This is a genomic window from Ensifer sp. ENS11, from assembly GCF_014851895.1.
Classification (GTDB): domain Bacteria; phylum Pseudomonadota; class Alphaproteobacteria; order Rhizobiales; family Rhizobiaceae; genus Ensifer; species Ensifer canadensis.
Genome location: NZ_JACVAN010000017.1, coordinates 46727 through 65094, shown reverse-complemented (window position 1 = coordinate 65094; position 18368 = coordinate 46727). Strand labels below are relative to the sequence as shown.

Sequence of the window (18368 nt, the reverse complement as noted above, 5' to 3'; positions counted from 1 at the left end):
CGAAGGTCCGTGCTTTGCCAGCCGAGCAGGGAAATTTGCCCGACGCATCGAAATCGCTTGGCAAGCCAAAGAACAATGTCTAAAAATAGTGCAAGAACAACATGTGCCTGAAAGATATGCATTTGCCAGCTCCGGCTCTGTCAACACCGCTTCGGATCGGGAATATCGAAATCCGCAACCGGGTGGCGCTCGCCCCGATGTCTGGCGTCACGGACCTGCCATTCCGCACCTTTGCCTGGCGCTTCGGCGCAGGGTTCGTCGTGACGGAAATGGTGGCGAGCCGCGAACTGGTCGGCAACGCGTCGGAATCCTGGGCCAGGCTGAAGAACTCCGGCATCAAGCCGCATATTGTTCAGCTTGCCGGACGTGAGGCCCATTGGATGGCCGAGGCGGCAAAAATCGCTGCCGCTAATGGCGCCGACGTCATCGATATCAACATGGGCTGCCCGGCAAAGAAGGTGACGGGTGGCTATTCCGGCTCGGCGCTGATGCGCGATCCTGACCATGCTCTGTCCCTGGTCGAGGCAACGGTCAACGCCGTGGATGTACCGGTCACGCTGAAGATGCGGCTTGGCTGGGACGAAAACTCGATCAATGCGCCGCTGATTGCAAGAAGGGCGCAGGAGGCCGGTGTCCAGGCGATTACCGTGCACGGCCGCACCCGGATGCAGTTCTACACCGGCAGGGCCGATTGGGATGCGATCCGCGCCGTGCGCGAGGTCATTTCCGTGCCGCTGGTTGCCAATGGCGACGTCGATACGGTGGCGGATGCCGAAGAGATCCTCAGGCGCTCCGGCGCCGACGCCGTCATGGCCGGGCGGTCTTCGCAGGGCCGTCCTTGGCATGTCGGCGTTCTCGCTGGCGCGTCAAGCCATCCCGACCAGGCTGAGATCGCCGACATTTTCGTGGAGCACTATGAGATGATGCTCGAATTTTACGGTGCCGACACGGGCCTGAGGCATGCACGCAAGCATGTCGGCTGGTATCTCGACCGTTTCGCACCTGATCTTGCCGGGGCAGAGAAGGGGGCGATCCTGACATCGACCGATGCCAGATCAGTCGCCGCGCGCGCATCCGATGCAATTCAAAGTTCGCTTGCGACCTTCTCTGGCGAAGGGATCGCCGCATGACCGAAAAACCCAATCCGGAAGCCTTGGCTGCTGCCAACGGGCTGTCGATGGCGGTGCTGAATGCCATTCAAAATCCGGTGATCCTTGTCGATGAGAACGGTCTCGTCGCCTTCGCCAACTGGGAAGCGGAGTCCTTTTTCGGTGCCAGCGCCAATCATCTGGCCCGGCACGATATCAGCGCCTTCATTCCGTTTGGCAGCCCACTTCTGACGTTGATCGAGCAGGTGCGCGAGCGCAGGGCCCCGGTCAACGAGTATCGCGTCGATCTCAGTTCGCCGCGGCTGGGCGCCGACAAGCTGGTTGATCTCTATGTGGCGCCAGTCATTTCGGAGCCCGGCTCCGTCGTGGTCGTCTTCCAGGAGCGGTCGATGGCCGACAAGATCGATCGCCAGCTGACACATCGGACGGCGGCGCGGTCGGTCACCGGCCTTGCCTCGATGTTGGCGCACGAGATCAAGAACCCGCTTTCCGGCATTCGAGGGGCCGCGCAATTGCTTGAGACTTCCGTCAACGACGAGGATCGGGCGCTGACGCGGTTGATCTGCGACGAGACCGACCGGATCGTCTCGCTGGTCGATCGGATGGAAGTGTTTTCCGACGAGAGACCCGTCGATCGCGTGCCGCTCAACATTCACTCGGTGCTCGATCATGTGAAGGCGATCGCCAAGGCGGGCTTTGCGCGCCGGATCAAGGTGACGGAGAATTACGATCCATCGCTTCCGTCGGTCTTTGCCAACCGCGACCAGCTCGTGCAGGTGTTTCTCAATCTCGTCAAGAACGCAGCGGAAGCGATCGGTGATCGCCACGAAGGCGAGATCATGCTGACGACCGCCTACAGGCCCGGTATCCGGCTTTCGGTCGCGGGCACCCGAGAAAAAATCTCGCTGCCGCTCGAATTCTGCGTGCATGACAATGGTCCCGGCGTTCCTTCTGACTTGCTGCCGCATCTGTTCGATCCGTTCATTACGACCAAGACCAATGGTTCGGGCCTCGGACTGGCGCTCGTCGCCAAAATCATCGGCGGCCATGGCGGCATCGTCGAATGCGACAGCCAGCAGAACCGCACGACTTTCCGCGTCCTGATGCCGGCCTCCAAGGGGCAGGCGGCGGACGAAGACGAACTGCCTATGACAAAAGGAAACATTGCATGACGGGTGCCACCATCCTCGTCGCGGATGACGACGCAGCCATTCGCACCGTGCTCAATCAGGCGCTGAGCCGCGCCGGCTACGATGTCCGGATCACGTCGAATGCGGCCACGCTCTGGCGCTGGATTTCCGCCGGCGATGGTGATCTTGTCGTCACCGACGTTGTCATGCCCGACGAGAATGCATTCGATCTGCTGCCGCGCATCAAGAAGGCGCGTCCCGATCTGCCGGTTCTTGTCATGAGCGCGCAGAACACGTTCATGACGGCGATCAAGGCCTCCGAAAAAGGCGCCTATGATTATCTGCCGAAGCCCTTTGACCTGACCGAGCTGATCGGCATCATCGGTCGGGCGCTGGCCGAACCGAAGCGCCGCCCGTCCAAGGTCGACGACGATTCGCAGGATGGCATGCCGCTCGTCGGTCGCTCGGCAGCGATGCAGGAAATCTACCGGGTTCTCGCCCGCCTGATGCAGACCGATCTGACGCTGATGATCACCGGCGAATCCGGCACGGGCAAGGAACTGGTGGCACGCGCACTGCATGACTACGGCAAGCGCCGCAACGGCCCCTTCGTTGCGATCAATATGGCGGCAATCCCGCGCGATCTGATCGAATCGGAATTGTTCGGTCACGAAAAGGGCGCCTTCACCGGCGCCCAGACGCGTTCGACCGGTCGTTTCGAGCAGGCCGAAGGCGGCACGCTGTTCCTCGACGAAATCGGTGACATGCCGATGGACGCACAGACGCGGTTGCTGCGTGTGCTGCAACAGGGCGAGTACACGACGGTTGGCGGTCGCACGCCGATCCGCTCCGATGTGCGCATCGTCGCGGCAACCAACAAGGACCTGAAGCAGTCGATCAACCAAGGTCTCTTCCGCGAGGACCTGTACTATCGGTTGAATGTGGTGCCGCTGCGCCTGCCGCCGCTGCGCGACCGCGCGGAAGACATTCCCGATCTTGTGCGCCACTTCGTGCAGCAGGCCGAGAAGGAAGGTCTGGACGTCAAGCGTTTCGATCAGGAAGCGCTCGAACTGATGAAGGCGCATCCGTGGCCGGGCAACGTGCGCGAGCTCGAAAACCTCGTGCGCCGACTGACTGCGCTTTACCCGCAGGACGTCATCACGCGGGAAATCATCGAAAACGAGTTGCGCTCGGAGATCCCCGACAGTCCGATTGGAAAAACACAGGCGCGCAGCGGTTCCCTTTCGATCTCGCAGGCGGTCGAGGAGAACATGCGGCAATATTTCGCCGGCTTCGGTGACGCGCTTCCACCGAGCGGTCTTTACGAGCGTGTGCTTGCCGAGATGGAGTATCCGCTGATTCTTGCGGCTTTGACGGCGACGCGCGGAAACCAGATCAAGGCGGCCGATCTGCTCGGGCTCAACCGCAACACGCTGCGCAAGAAGATCCGCGAACTCGGCGTGTCAGTCTATCGCAGTTCACGCACGGCTTGACTTGGTCACAGCCACCGTTGCATTTTCGCCACAATACGTTGCTTGAACGTGTTATGACCGCCGAGTCGAGCGGTGTTGCGCTGCTTTGCCTGGCCGTTGGAGCTGTGGCTCATGCGCAACAGCCCCGATTGACGGTCCGGTCAATACCTTGACCCGGAATGTGAGTGAGAATTGCCGGTGCCCACGGGCGTCGGTTGGGGGAATGTCTTTATATGGTGGACGCAATGGCCTTGCCGCTGGGGACAGATGACGGAGTCGCGGCGCAGGACCGCCGCGCGTCCTTTGCCCTGCCGGGCCTCATGCTGGCGATCGGTGCCCTGGTCTGCGCAACCCTGTCGCTGCTCGTTTTGCTTGGGCTGACGCCGATCAGACTGGAGCGCAACGTCTTCATCGCCTGCGCGGCGATCAACGGCCTGTTCGTGATCGGCCTGATCTACCTCATCGTTCGCGAGATCCTCAGATTGCTTCGCGCGCGTCGCAAGGGCCGCGCTGCCGCACGGCTTCACGTGCGCATCGTCGCGCTGTTTTCGATCGTCGCCATCACGCCTGCCATTCTGGTCGCGATCTTCGCCAGCATAACGCTGGATGTCGGCCTTGACCGCTGGTTCTCGCTGCGGACGCAAGCGATCGTTCGCTCGTCGATCAGCGTCGCCCAAGCCTATGTGCTGGAAAATGCCAGCTATCTGCAGGGCCAGACCGTGTCGATGGCGAACGATCTGGAGCGCAATCGGCAACTCTACAGCCTCGACCGAACCGGCTTTACCGAGCTGGTGACGCGCCAGGCGAGGGGCCGCGGCATGCTTGGCGCCTTCCTCGTCCGTGCCGATGGTAGCGCCATTCTCCAGGCCAATATCTCGACGGAGAAGCCCTTGCCGGCCATCCCGCCGGACGCGCTGAAAAGCTCGGTTTCCGGCCAGCCGACATTGATACCACCAGGGATTACCAACCTGGTGGGGGCGGTGATCCCGCTTGACGACATTCCCGGCACCTATCTCTACACCGTTCGTAACGTCGATCCGGAAGTGATGCGTTCGCTGCGGCTGATGGAAGAAAACACCGCCGAATATAAGACCCTAGAGGCGGGCCGCGCCTTCACGCAGATCGCCTTCGGCGTTCTCTACATCGGCTTTGCGCTGATCGTGCTGCTGGCGGCGATCTGGACGGCAATCGCGGTTGCCGACCGTATCGTTCGGCCGATCCGGCAACTGATCGGCGCCGCCGACAGCGTTGCCTCGGGCAATCTCGACGTCGTGGTGCCGGTGCGTGCCGTCGACGGCGACGTCGGCAATCTTTCGCGCACGTTCAACAAGATGGTCTCCGAAATCCGCACCCAGCAGGAGCAGATTCTGGAGGCCAAGGATGAGGTCGATCATCGGCGGCGGTTCATCGAGGCCGTGCTTTCAGGCGTGACGGCAGCTGTCATCGGCGTCGGCCGCGATCGGCAGATCACCATTGCCAACTCTTCTTCAGAAGAGTTTCTGAAAAAGACAGCGCCGGATCTGCTCGGTGCCGATCTGCGCGCGGTTGCGCCTGAGATCGAGGAAGTGCTGGTCGAAGCTGAAAGCCGGTACCGCAACAACTTCCGCAAGCAGATCAACATCATGCGCGGCGGAACCGAGCGCACGCTGAACGTCCAGGTGACGCGTGAAGAGGGCGGCGAGGCAAACGAATCCTACGTCATCACCATCGACGACATCACAGATCTCGTAATCGCACAGCGCTCGACCGCCTGGGCCGATGTCGCGCGCCGCATCGCACATGAAATCAAGAACCCGCTGACGCCGATCCAGCTTTCTGCCGAACGTCTGAAGCGTCGCTACGGCAAGCAGATCGACCAGGAAGACAGGGTCGTCTTCGATCAATGCACCGACACGATTGTCAGGCAGGTCGAGGATATCGGCCGAATGGTCGACGAGTTTTCTGCCTTTGCCCGCATGCCGAAGCCGACGAAGGAGAAGGTGGATCTGCGCGCCATCCTGAAGGACGCGGTCTTCCTGCGCGAAATGGGCAACAACCACATCAGCTTCATTCGCGATTTTGGCAACGAGCCGCTTGAGGGCATGTTCGATGGCCGCATGCTCGGCCAGGCTTTCGGCAATATCGTCAAGAATGCCGTGGAGTCGATCGAAGCGGTGCCGACGGACGCTGTCCGTGGCGAGCCGAAAGTGCACGTACGGAGCCAACGGGACGGAACCAGCGGCCGGTTTGTCGTCGATGTCATCGACAATGGCAAAGGCCTGCCGACCGAGAACCGGCATAGAATTTTAGAACCGTATATGACGATGCGCGAGAAGGGCACGGGCCTTGGCCTCGCCATCGTCAAGAAGATCATTGAGGACCATGGCGGACAACTGGAATTGCACGACGCACCGGCCGATTTCGATGGCGGCGTCGGAGCAATGATCCGCGTGATCCTGCCGCCCGCCGGAGAAGCCGGGGGCGAAGACACTTTGAAGGGTAAGGGTACGAGCGATGGCCGCTGACATTCTGGTTGTGGACGATGAGGAAGACATTCGCGAGATCGTATCCGGCATCTTGTCCGACGAGGGGCACGAGACCCGAACGGCTTTCGACAGCGACAGTGCGCTCGCAGCGATCAGCGACCGCGTGCCGCGGCTCGTCTTTCTCGATATCTGGATGCAGGGCAGCCGCCTCGACGGCCTCGCTTTGCTCGACGAGATCAAGGGACGCCATCCCGATTTGCCTGTTGTCATGATCTCGGGTCACGGCAACATCGAGACGGCCGTCAACGCCATCAAGCGCGGCGCCTATGATTTCATCGAGAAGCCGTTCAAGGCCGACCGTCTGATCCTGATCGCCGAGCGCGCGCTCGAGAACTCCAAGCTGAAGCGCGAAGTCTCGGAGCTGAAGAAGAAGTCGGGCGACCCGGTCGAGCTGATCGGTACCTCCGTTGCCGTTTCGCAACTCCGGCAGACCGTCGAAAAGGTCGCGCCGACCAACAGCCGCATCATGATCCAGGGACCGTCCGGCTCCGGCAAGGAGCTGGTGGCGCGCATGATCCACCGCAAGTCGACACGCTCGACCGGGCCGTTCGTGGCGTTGAACGCTGCGGCGATCACACCCGACAGGATGGAGATCGCGCTTTTCGGAACCGAGGGAACGCCGGGGCAGCCGCGCAGAACGGGTGCGCTCGAAGAGGCACATGGCGGCATCCTCTATCTCGACGAGGTCGGCGAAATGCCGCGTGAAACGCAAAACAAGATCCTGCGTGTTCTCGTCGATCAGCAGTTCGAACGGGTCGGCGGCACCAAGCGCGTCAAGGTCGATGTCCGCATCATCTCCTCGACAGCCTACAACCTCGAAAATATGATCTCCGAAGGTCTTTTCCGCGAAGATCTCTTCCACCGGCTCGCGGTCATCCCCGTGCGGGTGCCGGCGCTGGCCGAGCGCCGTGAGGACATTCCGTTTCTCGTCGATATGTTCATGCGCCAGGTCAGCGAGCAGGCGGGCATTCGCCCGCGCAAGATCGGCGACGATGCGCTTGCCGTGCTGCAGGCCCACGACTGGCCGGGCAACATTCGCCAGCTGCGCAACAATATCGAGCGCCTGATGATCCTTGCCCGCAGCGACGGTCCTGACACGCCGATCTCGGCCGACATGCTGCCGACCGAGGTTGGCGATACCTTGCCGAAGATCTCCGCGCAGGGCGACCAGCACATCATGACGCTGCCGCTGCGCGAGGCTCGCGAAATGTTCGAGCGCGATTATCTGATCGCTCAGATCAACCGATTCGGCGGCAATATTTCCCGCACCGCCGAATTCGTTGGAATGGAGCGGTCGGCGCTTCATCGCAAGCTAAAGTCGCTGGGCGTTTGAGCGGTAAACTTCTTCCGGCTGGTGGCCGCCTGTTCCTGGGTGAAAGAACGACATGAAGGTGATCATTTGTGGTGCGGGGCAGGTCGGCTACGGCATCGCCGAACGGCTTGCTCAGGAAGACAATGACGTCTCGGTGATCGACACCTCGGCGGCGTTGATTGCCAACATTACCGAAAGCCTCGATGTGCGCGGCTATGTTGGACACGGCGCCCATCCGGATGTGCTGGCAAAAGCCGGTGCCGACCAGGCCGACATGCTGATTGCGGTCACGCTGTTCGACGAAGTCAACATCGTCGCCTGCGAAGTGGCGCATGCGATCTTCAGCGTGCCGACCAAGGTCGCCCGTATCAGAGCGCAGAATTATCTGGCGCCGGAATACGCCAACCTGTTCTCCCGCGAGAACGTCCCGATCGATGTGACCATTTCGCCCGAGGTCGAAGTCGGGCGATTGGTGCTTCGGCGCATTTCGTTCCCCGGCGCTACGGATGTTGTGCGCTTTGCCGACGACCGTATTGCCATGGTGGCGATCGAGTGCATGGAAGACTGCCCGGTCGTCGACACGCCGCTGCAGCAGCTGAGCGAGCTGTTTCCCGATCTGCAGGCAACCGTGACCGGCATCTTCCGCAACGGCAAGCTGATCGTGCCGCATTCGACGGATCAATTGCAGACCGGCGACCTTGCCTATGTTGTCTGCGACCGGGATCATGCGCGCCGGACACTGTCTCTGTTCGGCCACGAAGAACAGGAAGCGCGTCGTATCGTCATCCTCGGCGGCGGCAATATCGGCTATTTCGTCGCCAAGGCGATCGAGGAAAACCAGCCGAGAACCCGCGTCAAGCTGATCGAAAGCGACCGCGACCGAGCCGTGATGATGGCTGACAAGCTCAGCAACACGGTCGTCCTCAACGGTTCGGCGATGGATCAGCGCATCCTGATGCAGGCCGACGTGCAGGACGCAGACCTGGTCGTGGCGCTGACCAACAACGACCAGATCAATATCCTCGGCAGCATGATGGCAAAACGCCTCGGTGCCAAATCGACACTCGTCCTGATCAACGAGCCGTCCTACCAGGACTTCGCGGGAACCGCCGGCGTTGATGCCTATATCAACCCGCGTGCGGTCACGATCTCGCGCGTTCTCCAGCATGTGCGCAAGGGGCGCATCCGCTCGGTCTATGCCGTCCAGAAGGGGATGGCGGAAGTGATCGAAGCAGAAGCGCTGGAGACGTCGCCGCTGGTCGGCAAGGCGCTACGCGAGCTGGATCTGCCCGACGGCATCCGCATCGGCGCCCTCTACCGGGACCAGACATTCATTCGCCCGCACGGTGACACCAAGATCAAGGCCAAGGACCGCGTGGTGCTCTTTGCGTCTGCCGATTCGGTGCGCCATGTCGAGCAGCTTTTCCGCGTCAGCATCCAGTTCTTCTGAGGTCAAACAAAAGCCATGCCGAGAATTGCCTATGTCAACGGCGCCTACGTGCCGCACGCCGATGCTGCCATCCACATCGAAGACCGCGGCTACCAGTTCGCCGACGGGGTCTACGAAGTCTGCGAGATCCGTCATGGCTTCATCGTCGATCTGACCCGGCATCTCGACCGCCTCAGCAGATCCTTAAGCGAACTTCGCATCGATTGGCCGATGAGCCGAGCCGCGCTGATCCACGTTATCCGCGAGGTGCTGCGCCGCAACCGGGTGCGAAACGGCCTGTTCTACATGCAGGTGACGCGTGGTACCGCGCGCCGCGATCACGTGTTTCCGGCAAAGGGTACTGTGCCGACCATCGTGGTGACGGCGAAACGCACCGATGCCGCAGTGATCGCCAGGAAAAATGCCGAAGGCATCTCCGCGATCACGGTTCCGGAGAACCGCTGGGATCGCGTCGACATCAAGTCGGTCGGCTTGTTGCCGAACGTGCTTGCCCGCCAGAGGGCCAAGGAGGAGGGCGCCCACGAGGCGATCTTCGTCGACCCCGATGGTACGGTGAAAGAGGGCGCCGCCACCAACGTCTGGATCGTCGATCGCGACGGCGTGCTGCGCACGCGCCCGGCCGATCACGGTATCCTGAGAGGCATCACCCGCACGACCCTGATGGACGTCGCAGCACCTCTTGGCATCAGGATCGAGGAAAGAGCATTCACCGTCGACGACATGCTCGCAGCCCGCGAAGTCTTCATCACTGCCGCCACGAGCATCTGTTTTCCGGTCGTTTCCATCGACGGCAAACCGATCGGCAACGGTCATCCGGGAAGCATAGCACAGAATATTCGTGAAGCCTTTTTCGGCGTTGCGGAAAAGACATTGATTTGATACCAAACTGACAGAGGTGTCGGGGGAAGCGTACTTGTGACGCCTCTGATTGAAAAAATAGACAAAATGCACCGGCGCGAGACGTCGGCAAATAAGAAAGAATCGGCGCGATGGCGGAACGTTCTCAGAACTTGCAGGATCTTTTTCTCAATACGGTCCGCAAACAGAAGATTTCTCTGACAATTTTTCTTATCAATGGCGTCAAATTGACGGGCGTCGTCACGTCTTTTGACAATTTCTGTGTGTTGTTGCGCCGCGATGGTCATTCGCAGCTCGTCTACAAGCACGCGATCTCGACCATCATGCCGGGCCAGCCGCTGCAGATGTTCGAGAACGAAGAAGCCGCATCCTGACGGGACGTTAGGCACATTACCAAACGGGATTCAAAGTCGTCGTCGATCATTCCGGAGCTTGAAACGCTCCGCGACGACATGCGCGCGGTCGTGATCGTGCCGGTTCTGAAAAAGACCGGCAGGCAGGCGGCTGAAACTCTCTCTGCAACCAGCACCCGCACCGACGAAAGTCGGCTGGAGGAGGCGACTGGCCTGGCTCGGGCGATCGACCTGAACGTCGTTCATGGCGCCATCGTTTCAGTGGCTCAGCCAAAGCCGGGGACGCTGTTGGGCACCGGCAAGATCGAAGAGATTGGCCACATCCTCGTCGAACAGGATGCCGGCCTCGTCATCGTTGACCATCCGCTGACGCCCGTGCAGCAGCGCAACCTGGAAAAGGAATGGAACGCCAAGGTCATCGACCGGACGGGCCTGATCCTTGAAATCTTCGGGCGACGCGCTTCCACCAAGGAAGGCACGCTGCAGGTCGATCTGGCGCATCTCAATTATCAGAAGGGCCGGCTCGTGCGCAGCTGGACCCACCTTGAGCGTCAGCGCGGTGGTGGCGGCTTCATGGGCGGCCCCGGCGAAACTCAGATCGAGGCCGACCGGCGCCTGCTGCAGGACCGCATCGTCAAGCTCGAGCGCGAGCTGGAGCAGGTTCGCCGCACCCGGCAATTGCATCGCTCCAAGCGCAGGAAGGTTCCGCACCCGATCGTGGCGCTTGTCGGCTACACCAACGCCGGCAAATCGACGCTGTTCAACAGAATGACCGGAGCCGGCGTGCTGGCCGAGGACATGCTGTTTGCAACGCTCGACCCGACGCTGCGGCGGTTGAAACTGCCGCATGGCCGCATGGTGATCCTGTCCGACACAGTCGGCTTCATCTCCGACCTGCCGACGCATCTTGTCGCCGCCTTCCGTGCGACGCTCGAAGAGGTGCTCGAAGCCGACCTGATCCTGCATGTGCGCGATCTTTCCGATCCGGACAATCAGGCGCAGGCAAGTGACGTTCTGCGCATCCTTGCTGATCTCGGTATCGACGAGAAGGAAGCGGCAGCGAGGCTTGTCGAAGTCTGGAACAAGATCGACCGGCTTGAGCCGGAAGCGCGCGAAGCCCTGACGAACAAGGCTGCAAGCACTGATAACACCGTGGCGGTCTCGGCGATTACAGGCGAGGGCGTCGACGTGCTGCTTGCCGAGATCGGTCGTCGTCTGTCCGGCGTCTTGACAGAGTGCACCGTCGTTCTCGGCGTCGATCAGTTGCAGCTTCTGCCCTGGGTCTACGAACACGCGATCGTCGATGGTCGCGAAGATCTCGAGGACGGCACGGTCAGCCTCGATCTGCGCCTGACCGAAAACGAGGCTGTGGACCTGGAGCGGCGTCTCGGCAACGGGCCGAAGCCGGTCGCCGAAGACTGGTAAGATCTTCTGCCTGAGGCGCTATCGCCTCAGGCCAATTGCCGTTCGATCGCCTTGGCCGCTTGCCAGAGTTCTTCCATCCGTTCCAGCGTTGCCGCCTCGAGCGTTTCTCCGTGAGCTTCAAGCTCATGCTCGATATGGGCAAAACGGCGGCGGAACTTGGTGTTGGTGCCGCGCAGCGCCATTTCAGGGTCGGCGCCGACATGCCGGCCGATATTCACCACCGCAAAGATCAGGTCGCCGAGTTCATCGGCTACCTTCGCACGGTCCTTTTCCCGCAGCGCTTGGCGCAGCTCGCCGATCTCTTCCTCGATCTTGTCGAGGATCGGTTCCGGCTCCGACCAGTCGAAACCGACTTTGGCGGCGCGCTCCTGAAGCTTCAGCGCCTCGATAAGGGCCGGGAAGCTGCGCTGGATCGAGCCCAGATGACTGGCAGCGCCGTCGGATGGCAGGCCGCGTGTGGCGCGCCGCGCCTGGCGCTCGGCCTTTTCAGCCTGCTTGATCTTGTCCCACTGGGTCTTGACCGTTTCCGGCGTGTCGGCGTCCGAACGGGCGAAAACATGCGGGTGGCGGCGGATCATCTTGCGCGTAACGGCCTCGACGACATCGCCGAAGGCGAATTCGCCGGCCTCTTCGGCCATGCGGGCGTGAAAAACCACCTGCAGCAGCAGGTCGCCCAGCTCGTCGCAAAGGTCATGCATGTCGCCGCGCTCGATTGCGTCGGCAACTTCGTAGGCTTCCTCGATCGTATAGGGCTTGATCGTTTCGAACGTCTGGACGACGTCCCAGGGGCAGCCGGTCTCCGGCTGCCTGAGCGCCTGCATGATGTCGAGAAGGCCCTTGATGTCGCGTGATGGTTCCATGGGATCAGTTCAACGGAATGGCGTTGTCGTTTTTGCCCGACTGGTAGCTGTCGGACAGGTGCTGATAGCGCTCGCGGATGCGCGCGTCCTGGGCCGCAAGCTTCTCTCGCGTTGACTGGTCGGCGTCCTTTGCGACCGCTGCGATCGACGACGACGTCCAGAAGGCGTTGTTCTGCGCGTAGCCGCCGGGTTCAAGCAGGAACACTTCCTTCAGGATCTTCAGGTCGTGCGGAATGGAGAAGCTGTCGCGCGAATCTTCGTGGCTGAAGAAATAGTAGAAATTGTCAAAGCCCGCCCAGGTGATCGCCGACAGGCACATCGAGCAAGGCTCGTGCGTGGAAAGGAAGATCAGATCGCGCGTGTCAGGCTTTTCTGCCATCTCGTAGAAGCGCTTGAGCGTGTGCACTTCACCGTGCCAGAGCGGGTTTTCGGTCTCGTTGTTGGTCTCGGCGAGAACGAGAGAAAGGTCTGTTTTGCGCAGGATCGCGGCGCCGAACACCTTGTTGCCTGCGGCGACACCCTTTTCCGTCAGGGGCAGGATGTCCTGCTCGATCACGTTGAGCAGCCGTTCGGCCAGTTCGGATTGTGTCATGTCTTCAGTCTCCGGCAGATGTGTTGCGGCATTTAACGGAGGTTGCCCCTTTGGCGCAATGGCCACCGACAGCGCCACCGGCCGGCCCTTCCGGAGATATTTGCTCAAAATGCTGCATGGCCGAGCAAAACAATACGTGACCCGAAAGCCATTGAAATTTCTGTTTCTTCAATTGCCGTGGGCTATGCGGGATATTCAGCGGAGCCTGTAGTAGGAACCGATTGCAAGAACATGGTGCAGCAGCTCTCCGTCTTTCCCGCATTCTTTCGCGTCGCGCAAAAGCGCGTGGCGGTGTTCGGCAATGGCGACGAGGCCTTTGCAAAGGTGCGGTTGCTGCTCAACACCGAAGCTTCGATCGTCGTCTACGCGGACGCGCCCGAGGCAGACTTCGCGGCATACCTCGGCGAGCGCGTGATTGAAACCGTGCGCGATACCTTCGCTCCGCACCAGCTTGAAGGCGTCATCCTTGTGTTTGCCGCGACTGGCAATGCGGCCAAGGATCGCCAGATCGTCATTGCTGCACGCGAACAGAAAATCCCGGCAAATGCCGTCGACCAGCCCGACTACTGCGATTTCTTCACGCCGGCGCTCGTCAATCGCGCACCAGTTGCCGTTGCGATCGGCACCGAAGGCGCCGGCCCGGTGCTTGCCCAGATGATCCGGGCACAGATCGACCAGCTGCTGTCGCCGTCGCTGGGGCTCGTTGCGTCGCTCGCAGCCAGCTATCGTGATGCCGTCGATCGACTGGTGCCGCGCGGCGTTGCGCGCCGCCTGTACTGGCGCCGTTTCTTCCAGGGGCCGGTTGCGGACAAGGTTGCGCTGGGTGATGTCGCCGCCGCGCGCCGCGAGGCTTCTCGCCTGCTTGATGCCGCGCATGCCACCGCGGGCCACGTCTGGCTCGTCGGCGCCGGTCCGGGCGCCGAAGACCTGCTGACGCTCAGGGCGCAGCGCGTGATGATGGAAGCCGATGCGATCGTCTATGATGCGCTGGTGCCGCAGGCGATCGTCGATATGGGTCGCCGCGATGCGGAAAGGCTCTCCGTCGGCAAGCGCAAGGGTTGCCACACGAAGTCGCAGGACGAGATCAACCAGCTGCTGGTGGAGCTCGCGGGTGAGGGCAAGCGCGTCGTTCGCCTGAAATCCGGCGATCCGCTTGTCTACGGCCGTGCTGGCGAAGAGATGGCAGCATTGCGCGATGCGGGCATTACCTATGAGATCGTGCCGGGCATCACTTCCGCCTTTGCCGCTGCTGCCGATTTCGAACTGCCGCTGACCCTGCGCGGCGTCGCGTCGTCACTGGTCTTTACAACCGGCCATGATCTGACCGGTGAAGTGCTGCCCGACTGGGCGCGGCTTGCCGTCTCCGGCGCCACGATCGCCGTCTATATGGGCCGCACTGTCGCTGCGTCGGTTGCCGGTCGCTTGATGCAGGCGGGCTTGCCCGCAGAAACCACCGTGGCTGTGATCGAGAACGCCAGCCGTGCCGATCGCCGGCTGATGCATGGCACGCTGAAGGACTTGCCGGACCTAGAGGGCCGCACGGAACTTTCCGGCCCGGTGATGGTCATTATCGGTGACGCTGTCGCCGGCGCGAATTTCGAGCGTTCCGAGCCTCTGGTGGCGGGCAAACGCACCAACAAGCAAACGAAGATCGAAGCTGCGGAGCGCAGCGAACAGATTCTGAACTAAGGGAAACGTCATGGTGAACAAGGTTTTGACGGCAAATCGGCTTTCGGATGGCATATCCGTCTGGCTGGATGCCTCGGGCAACTGGGTCGAATCGCTCCAGCAGGCCTTCATCGCCCGCCATGCCGAGGCGGTCACCGCACTGGAAGCGACAGGCAAGGTTGCCTTCGACGACAACAAGGTGGTCGATGCCAATGTCGTCGACGTCGAGGAAGTCAACGGCACCCTGCGGCCCTTGCGCATGCGCGAGCGTATCCGGGCCGAAGGCCCTTCGATCCCCTATGCCGCCGGATACAATGGCCTTGCCGGCCCGAACTTTGCTGCCTGAGGAACCGATACAACATGTACCGTTACGATGAATTCGATCATGCCTTCGTCTCCTCGCGCGTCGACCAGTTCCGCGATCAGGTCGAGCGCCGCCTGAGTGGCGAGTTGGCCGAAGACGCATTCAAGCCGCTGCGCCTGATGAATGGCGTATACCTGCAGTTGCACGCCTACATGCTGCGCGTTGCGATCCCCTATGGCACTCTGTCCAGCCGCCAGATGCGTATGCTCGCCCACATCGCCCGCAAGTATGACCGCGGCTATGGCCACTTCACCACCCGTCAGAACATCCAGTACAACTGGCCGCGCCTTTCCGACACGCCGGATATCCTGGATGAGCTGGCAAGCGTCGAGATGCACGCGTTGCAGACGTCGGGCAATTGCATTCGCAATGTGACGGCCGATCATTTCGCCGGCGCTGCTGCCGATGAAGTCGCTGATCCAAGGCCTTATGCCGAAATCCTCAGACAATGGTCGAGCGTTCACCCGGAATTCTCGTTCCTGCCGCGCAAGTTCAAGATTGCTGTCACAGGTGCTGAGCGCGACCGCGCCGCGATCCAGGTGCACGACATCGGCCTGCACCTGAAAAAGGATGAGGACGGCCGCATCGGCTTTGCCGTTTATGTCGGTGGCGGACAGGGCCGCACGCCGATGATTGCCAAGAAGATCCGGGACTTCCTGCCGGAAGAGGACCTGCTGTCCTACACGACGGCGATCATGCGCGTGTACAACCTGCATGGCCGTCGCGACAACAAGTACAAGGCGCGCATCAAGATCCTCGTCCACGAAACCGGTGCCGAAGAGCTTTCCCGTCAGGTCGAGGTCGAGTTCGCGGCGCTGAAGGATACGGAGCTGAAGCTTCCAGAAGCTGATATTCAGGCCATCTCCACCTATTTCGCGCCGCCAGCGCTGGAGCCGCGTGCCGAGGGCTGGGAAAGTCTGGCGCGCTGGAAGAAGACCGATCCGGAATTCTCACGCTGGGTTCACCAGAACGTGCAGCCGCACAAGCATCCGGACTACGGCATGGTGACGATCTCGCTGAAGCCGATCGGCGGCATTCCGGGGGACGCGACCGACGCGCAGATGGAGGCTGTTGCAGACATCGCCGAGGAGTATGCCTTCGACGAGATCCGTGTCAGCCACGAGCAGAACCTGATCCTGCCGCATGTGGCTCTGGCTGATCTGGAGCCGATCTACCGGGCGCTCGTCGTTGCCGGCCTGGCGACAGCCAATGCCGGACTGATCACCGATATCATTGCCTGTCCCGGGCTCGACTACTGCGCGCTTGCAAATGCGCGCTCCATCCCGGTGGCGCAGGAGATCTCGACGCGCTTCGGCGCGCCTGAACGTCAGGCTGAGATCGGCGAACTGAAGATCAAGATCTCCGGCTGCATCAATGCCTGCGGCCATCACCACGTTGGCCATATCGGCCTGCTCGGCGTAGAGAAGAAGGGGGCGGAACTCTATCAGATCACGCTCGGCGGCTCCGGCGACGAGAACACGTCGATCGGCGAGATCATCGGTCGCGGTTTCGAACCGGAAAAGGTGACCGACGCGATCGAAACGATCGTCGATACCTATCTCGGGCTGCGCAATGACAAGTCGGAGACGTTCCTCGAAGCGTACCGTCGCGTCGGCCCGCAACCCTTCAAGGACGCGCTCTACGGCGGCAGCGCACAGGAAGCCGCTTGAGGCGCAAGGAACGGACATGACAAAAATCTGGAAAGAAACCGGCTTTGTGAGCGACGATCCCTGGATCATCGAAAACGACGAGACCAAAGCGGGTTCCAACGAGAAGGCGATACTCGGCTTCGAGACGTTTCTCGCCAAGGTGGCTGAGACGGACGAGGTGGGTTTAGGCGTAGTCGTCGCTCCTGCAGATGACGTTGCCAAGCTACAACCCTATCTCGATCGTATTGCGCTGGTCGCGGTCGCGTTCCCGGCCTTCAATGACGGGCGGGCTTTCAGCCATGCGTCGCTGCTGCGCGCGCGGCTTGGTTTTGCCGGTGAGGTGAGGGCTGTCGGCGACGTTCTGATCGATCAGATCCCGTTGATGCTGCGTTGCGGCGTCGACAGTTTCGCGGTAACCAATGCCACGGCCCTGAAGCGTCTGACGGAAGGCCGGTTGCCCGGTATCGCCAACCACTATCAGCCGACCGCGAGACCCTCTGCTGACGCCAGGTCCTATAGCTGGCGGCGCGTTTCTTGAAGGCAGTGCTGACCGCGACAGTGTGAAGCACGCCGAAATGCGCGAAAGCGACTATATTTAGAAGGGAATTCCTTCCCGTTGAGTGCGGCTTGGAATATCCGCGTATTGTTGATAGACAGGGTCATCATTTACAGGACTGTAGCCACGATGAATGCTCCGGCAAAAACGGAAGATTTCGCGATCCAGGCACCCGCCGGTGTCTTCGTTGAAACGGTGACGAGCGTCACCCACTATACGGATCGGCTCTTCCGCTTCCGCATGACCCGTCCTGCGGAGTTCCGCTTCCGCTCCGGCGAGTTTGCGATGATTGGTTTGATGGTCGGCGACAAACCCGTCTACCGCGCCTACTCGATCGCAAGCCCGGCCTGGGACGAGGAACTCGAATTCTTCTCGATCAAGGTTCCTGATGGCCCGCTGACATCTCACCTGCAGGCGATCAAGCCAGGCGACAAGGTGCTGATGCGCAAGAAGCCGACCGGCACGCTGGTGCTCGACGCGCTGGTTCCCGGCCGCAGGCTCTACATGTTCTCGACCGGCACCGGCATTGCGCCTTTCGCCAGCCTGATCCGCGACCCCGAGACCTACGAGAAGTTTGAGGAAGTCATCCTCACGCACACCTGCCGCGATGTGGCCGAGCTGAAATACGGTTTCGACCTCGTCGAGGAAATTCGCAATCACGAATTCCTGAACGAGATCGTCGGCGACAAGCTTCGCCATTATGCGACGGTGACCCGCGAGGACTATCCCTTCAAGGGCCGTGTGACCGACCTGATGGTCAACGGCAAATTCTTTGCCGATCTCGGTCTGCCGCCGCTCGACCCAGCCATCGATCGCGGAATGATCTGCGGCTCGACGGCAATGTTGAAGGACACCAAGGAAATCCTCGAGGCCGCAGGCCTGACCGAGGGGTCCAACAACAAGCCGGCCGAGTTCGTCATCGAGCGCGCCTTTGTCGGCTAACTGACGACAAGATACGAAACATCGTCGCAGCATTTGGAGGGCGCATCATCGGGTGCGCCCTTTTTCGCATCTGTGCGACAGTCGCAACCGGAGCATGAGCTAT

Annotated in this window: 16 protein-coding genes; 14 read left to right on the top strand and 2 right to left on the bottom strand. The window is 61.2% G+C overall.

The window, feature by feature from the left end; genetic code table 11:
* The first annotated feature begins 101 nt into the window (after nucleotides 1-101).
* From dusB to hflX, 9 genes are all read left to right on the top strand, one after another.
* On the top strand, nucleotides 102-1130 hold the full coding sequence (gene dusB / locus IB264_RS25495) for a tRNA dihydrouridine synthase DusB (protein ID WP_025426777.1): 1029 nt from the start codon (nucleotides 102-104) through the stop codon (nucleotides 1128-1130).
* Complete coding sequence (locus IB264_RS25490) at nucleotides 1127-2281, top strand: nitrogen regulation protein NR(II) (RefSeq protein WP_025426778.1); 1155 nt, start codon at nucleotides 1127-1129, stop codon at nucleotides 2279-2281. The genes dusB and IB264_RS25490 overlap by 4 nt, the downstream gene beginning before the upstream one ends.
* A complete protein-coding gene (ntrC, locus tag IB264_RS25485; protein ID WP_025426779.1) occupies nucleotides 2278-3732 on the top strand; it encodes a nitrogen regulation protein NR(I) in 1455 nt (484 codons plus the stop codon). Before IB264_RS25490 ends, ntrC begins: the two co-directional genes overlap by 4 nt.
* A 212-nt stretch (nucleotides 3733-3944) precedes the next feature.
* Entirely contained in the window at nucleotides 3945-6215 is a 2271-nt protein-coding gene (locus tag IB264_RS25480) for a PAS domain-containing sensor histidine kinase (protein ID WP_025426780.1), read from the top strand.
* Nucleotides 6205-7569, top strand: a complete 1365-nt coding sequence (gene ntrX, locus IB264_RS25475; RefSeq protein ID WP_025426781.1) for a two-component system response regulator NtrX — start codon at nucleotides 6205-6207, stop codon at nucleotides 7567-7569. Before IB264_RS25480 ends, ntrX begins: the two co-directional genes overlap by 11 nt.
* A 52-nt stretch (nucleotides 7570-7621) precedes the next feature.
* The gene (trkA, locus tag IB264_RS25470; RefSeq protein WP_025426782.1) at nucleotides 7622-8998 is read left to right on the top strand and encodes a Trk system potassium transporter TrkA; all 1377 of its coding nucleotides are present in this window, start codon (nucleotides 7622-7624) and stop codon (nucleotides 8996-8998) included.
* Between the two features lie 15 nt (nucleotides 8999-9013).
* On the top strand, nucleotides 9014-9877 hold the full coding sequence (locus IB264_RS25465; RefSeq protein ID WP_025426783.1) for a D-amino-acid transaminase: 864 nt from the start codon (nucleotides 9014-9016) through the stop codon (nucleotides 9875-9877).
* Between the two features lie 110 nt (nucleotides 9878-9987).
* Entirely contained in the window at nucleotides 9988-10230 is a 243-nt protein-coding gene (hfq, locus tag IB264_RS25460) for an RNA chaperone Hfq (RefSeq protein ID WP_003535434.1), read from the top strand.
* Between the two features lie 78 nt (nucleotides 10231-10308).
* Entirely contained in the window at nucleotides 10309-11634 is a 1326-nt protein-coding gene (gene hflX / locus IB264_RS25455) for a GTPase HflX (RefSeq protein WP_025426784.1), read from the top strand.
* Nucleotides 11635-11660: 26 nt separating this feature from the next.
* Here hflX and mazG read toward each other — a convergent pair whose 3' ends face one another.
* Entirely contained in the window at nucleotides 11661-12494 is an 834-nt protein-coding gene (gene mazG, locus IB264_RS25450; protein WP_025426785.1) for a nucleoside triphosphate pyrophosphohydrolase, read from the bottom strand.
* A gap of 4 nt (nucleotides 12495-12498) precedes the next feature.
* Nucleotides 12499-13086 (bottom strand): nucleoside deaminase, encoded by a 588-nt coding sequence (locus IB264_RS25445; RefSeq protein WP_025426786.1) that lies wholly within the window; start codon nucleotides 13084-13086, stop codon nucleotides 12499-12501.
* A gap of 231 nt (nucleotides 13087-13317) precedes the next feature.
* Between IB264_RS25445 and cysG the strand changes: the two genes are divergently transcribed.
* The 5 genes from cysG to IB264_RS25420 all read left to right on the top strand — a co-directional run bounded on the left by cysG (nucleotide 13318) and on the right by IB264_RS25420 (nucleotide 18265).
* On the top strand, nucleotides 13318-14775 hold the full coding sequence (gene cysG, locus IB264_RS25440; RefSeq protein WP_025426787.1) for a siroheme synthase CysG: 1458 nt from the start codon (nucleotides 13318-13320) through the stop codon (nucleotides 14773-14775).
* A 10-nt stretch (nucleotides 14776-14785) separates the two neighbouring features.
* A complete protein-coding gene (locus IB264_RS25435) occupies nucleotides 14786-15100 on the top strand; it encodes a DUF2849 domain-containing protein (protein ID WP_025426788.1) in 315 nt (104 codons plus the stop codon).
* A gap of 14 nt (nucleotides 15101-15114) precedes the next feature.
* Nucleotides 15115-16788: a nitrite/sulfite reductase gene (locus tag IB264_RS25430; RefSeq protein WP_025426789.1), complete on the top strand. Its 1674-nt coding sequence runs from the start codon at nucleotides 15115-15117 to the stop codon at nucleotides 16786-16788.
* Nucleotides 16789-16804: 16 nt separating this feature from the next.
* On the top strand, nucleotides 16805-17305 hold the full coding sequence (locus tag IB264_RS25425; protein ID WP_025426790.1) for a DUF934 domain-containing protein: 501 nt from the start codon (nucleotides 16805-16807) through the stop codon (nucleotides 17303-17305).
* A 147-nt stretch (nucleotides 17306-17452) separates the two neighbouring features.
* Nucleotides 17453-18265 carry a ferredoxin--NADP reductase gene (locus IB264_RS25420; protein ID WP_025426791.1) on the top strand — a complete coding sequence of 271 codons (813 nt, stop codon included), beginning with the start codon at nucleotides 17453-17455 and terminating at the stop codon, nucleotides 18263-18265.
* Nucleotides 18266-18368 lie beyond the last annotated feature (103 nt).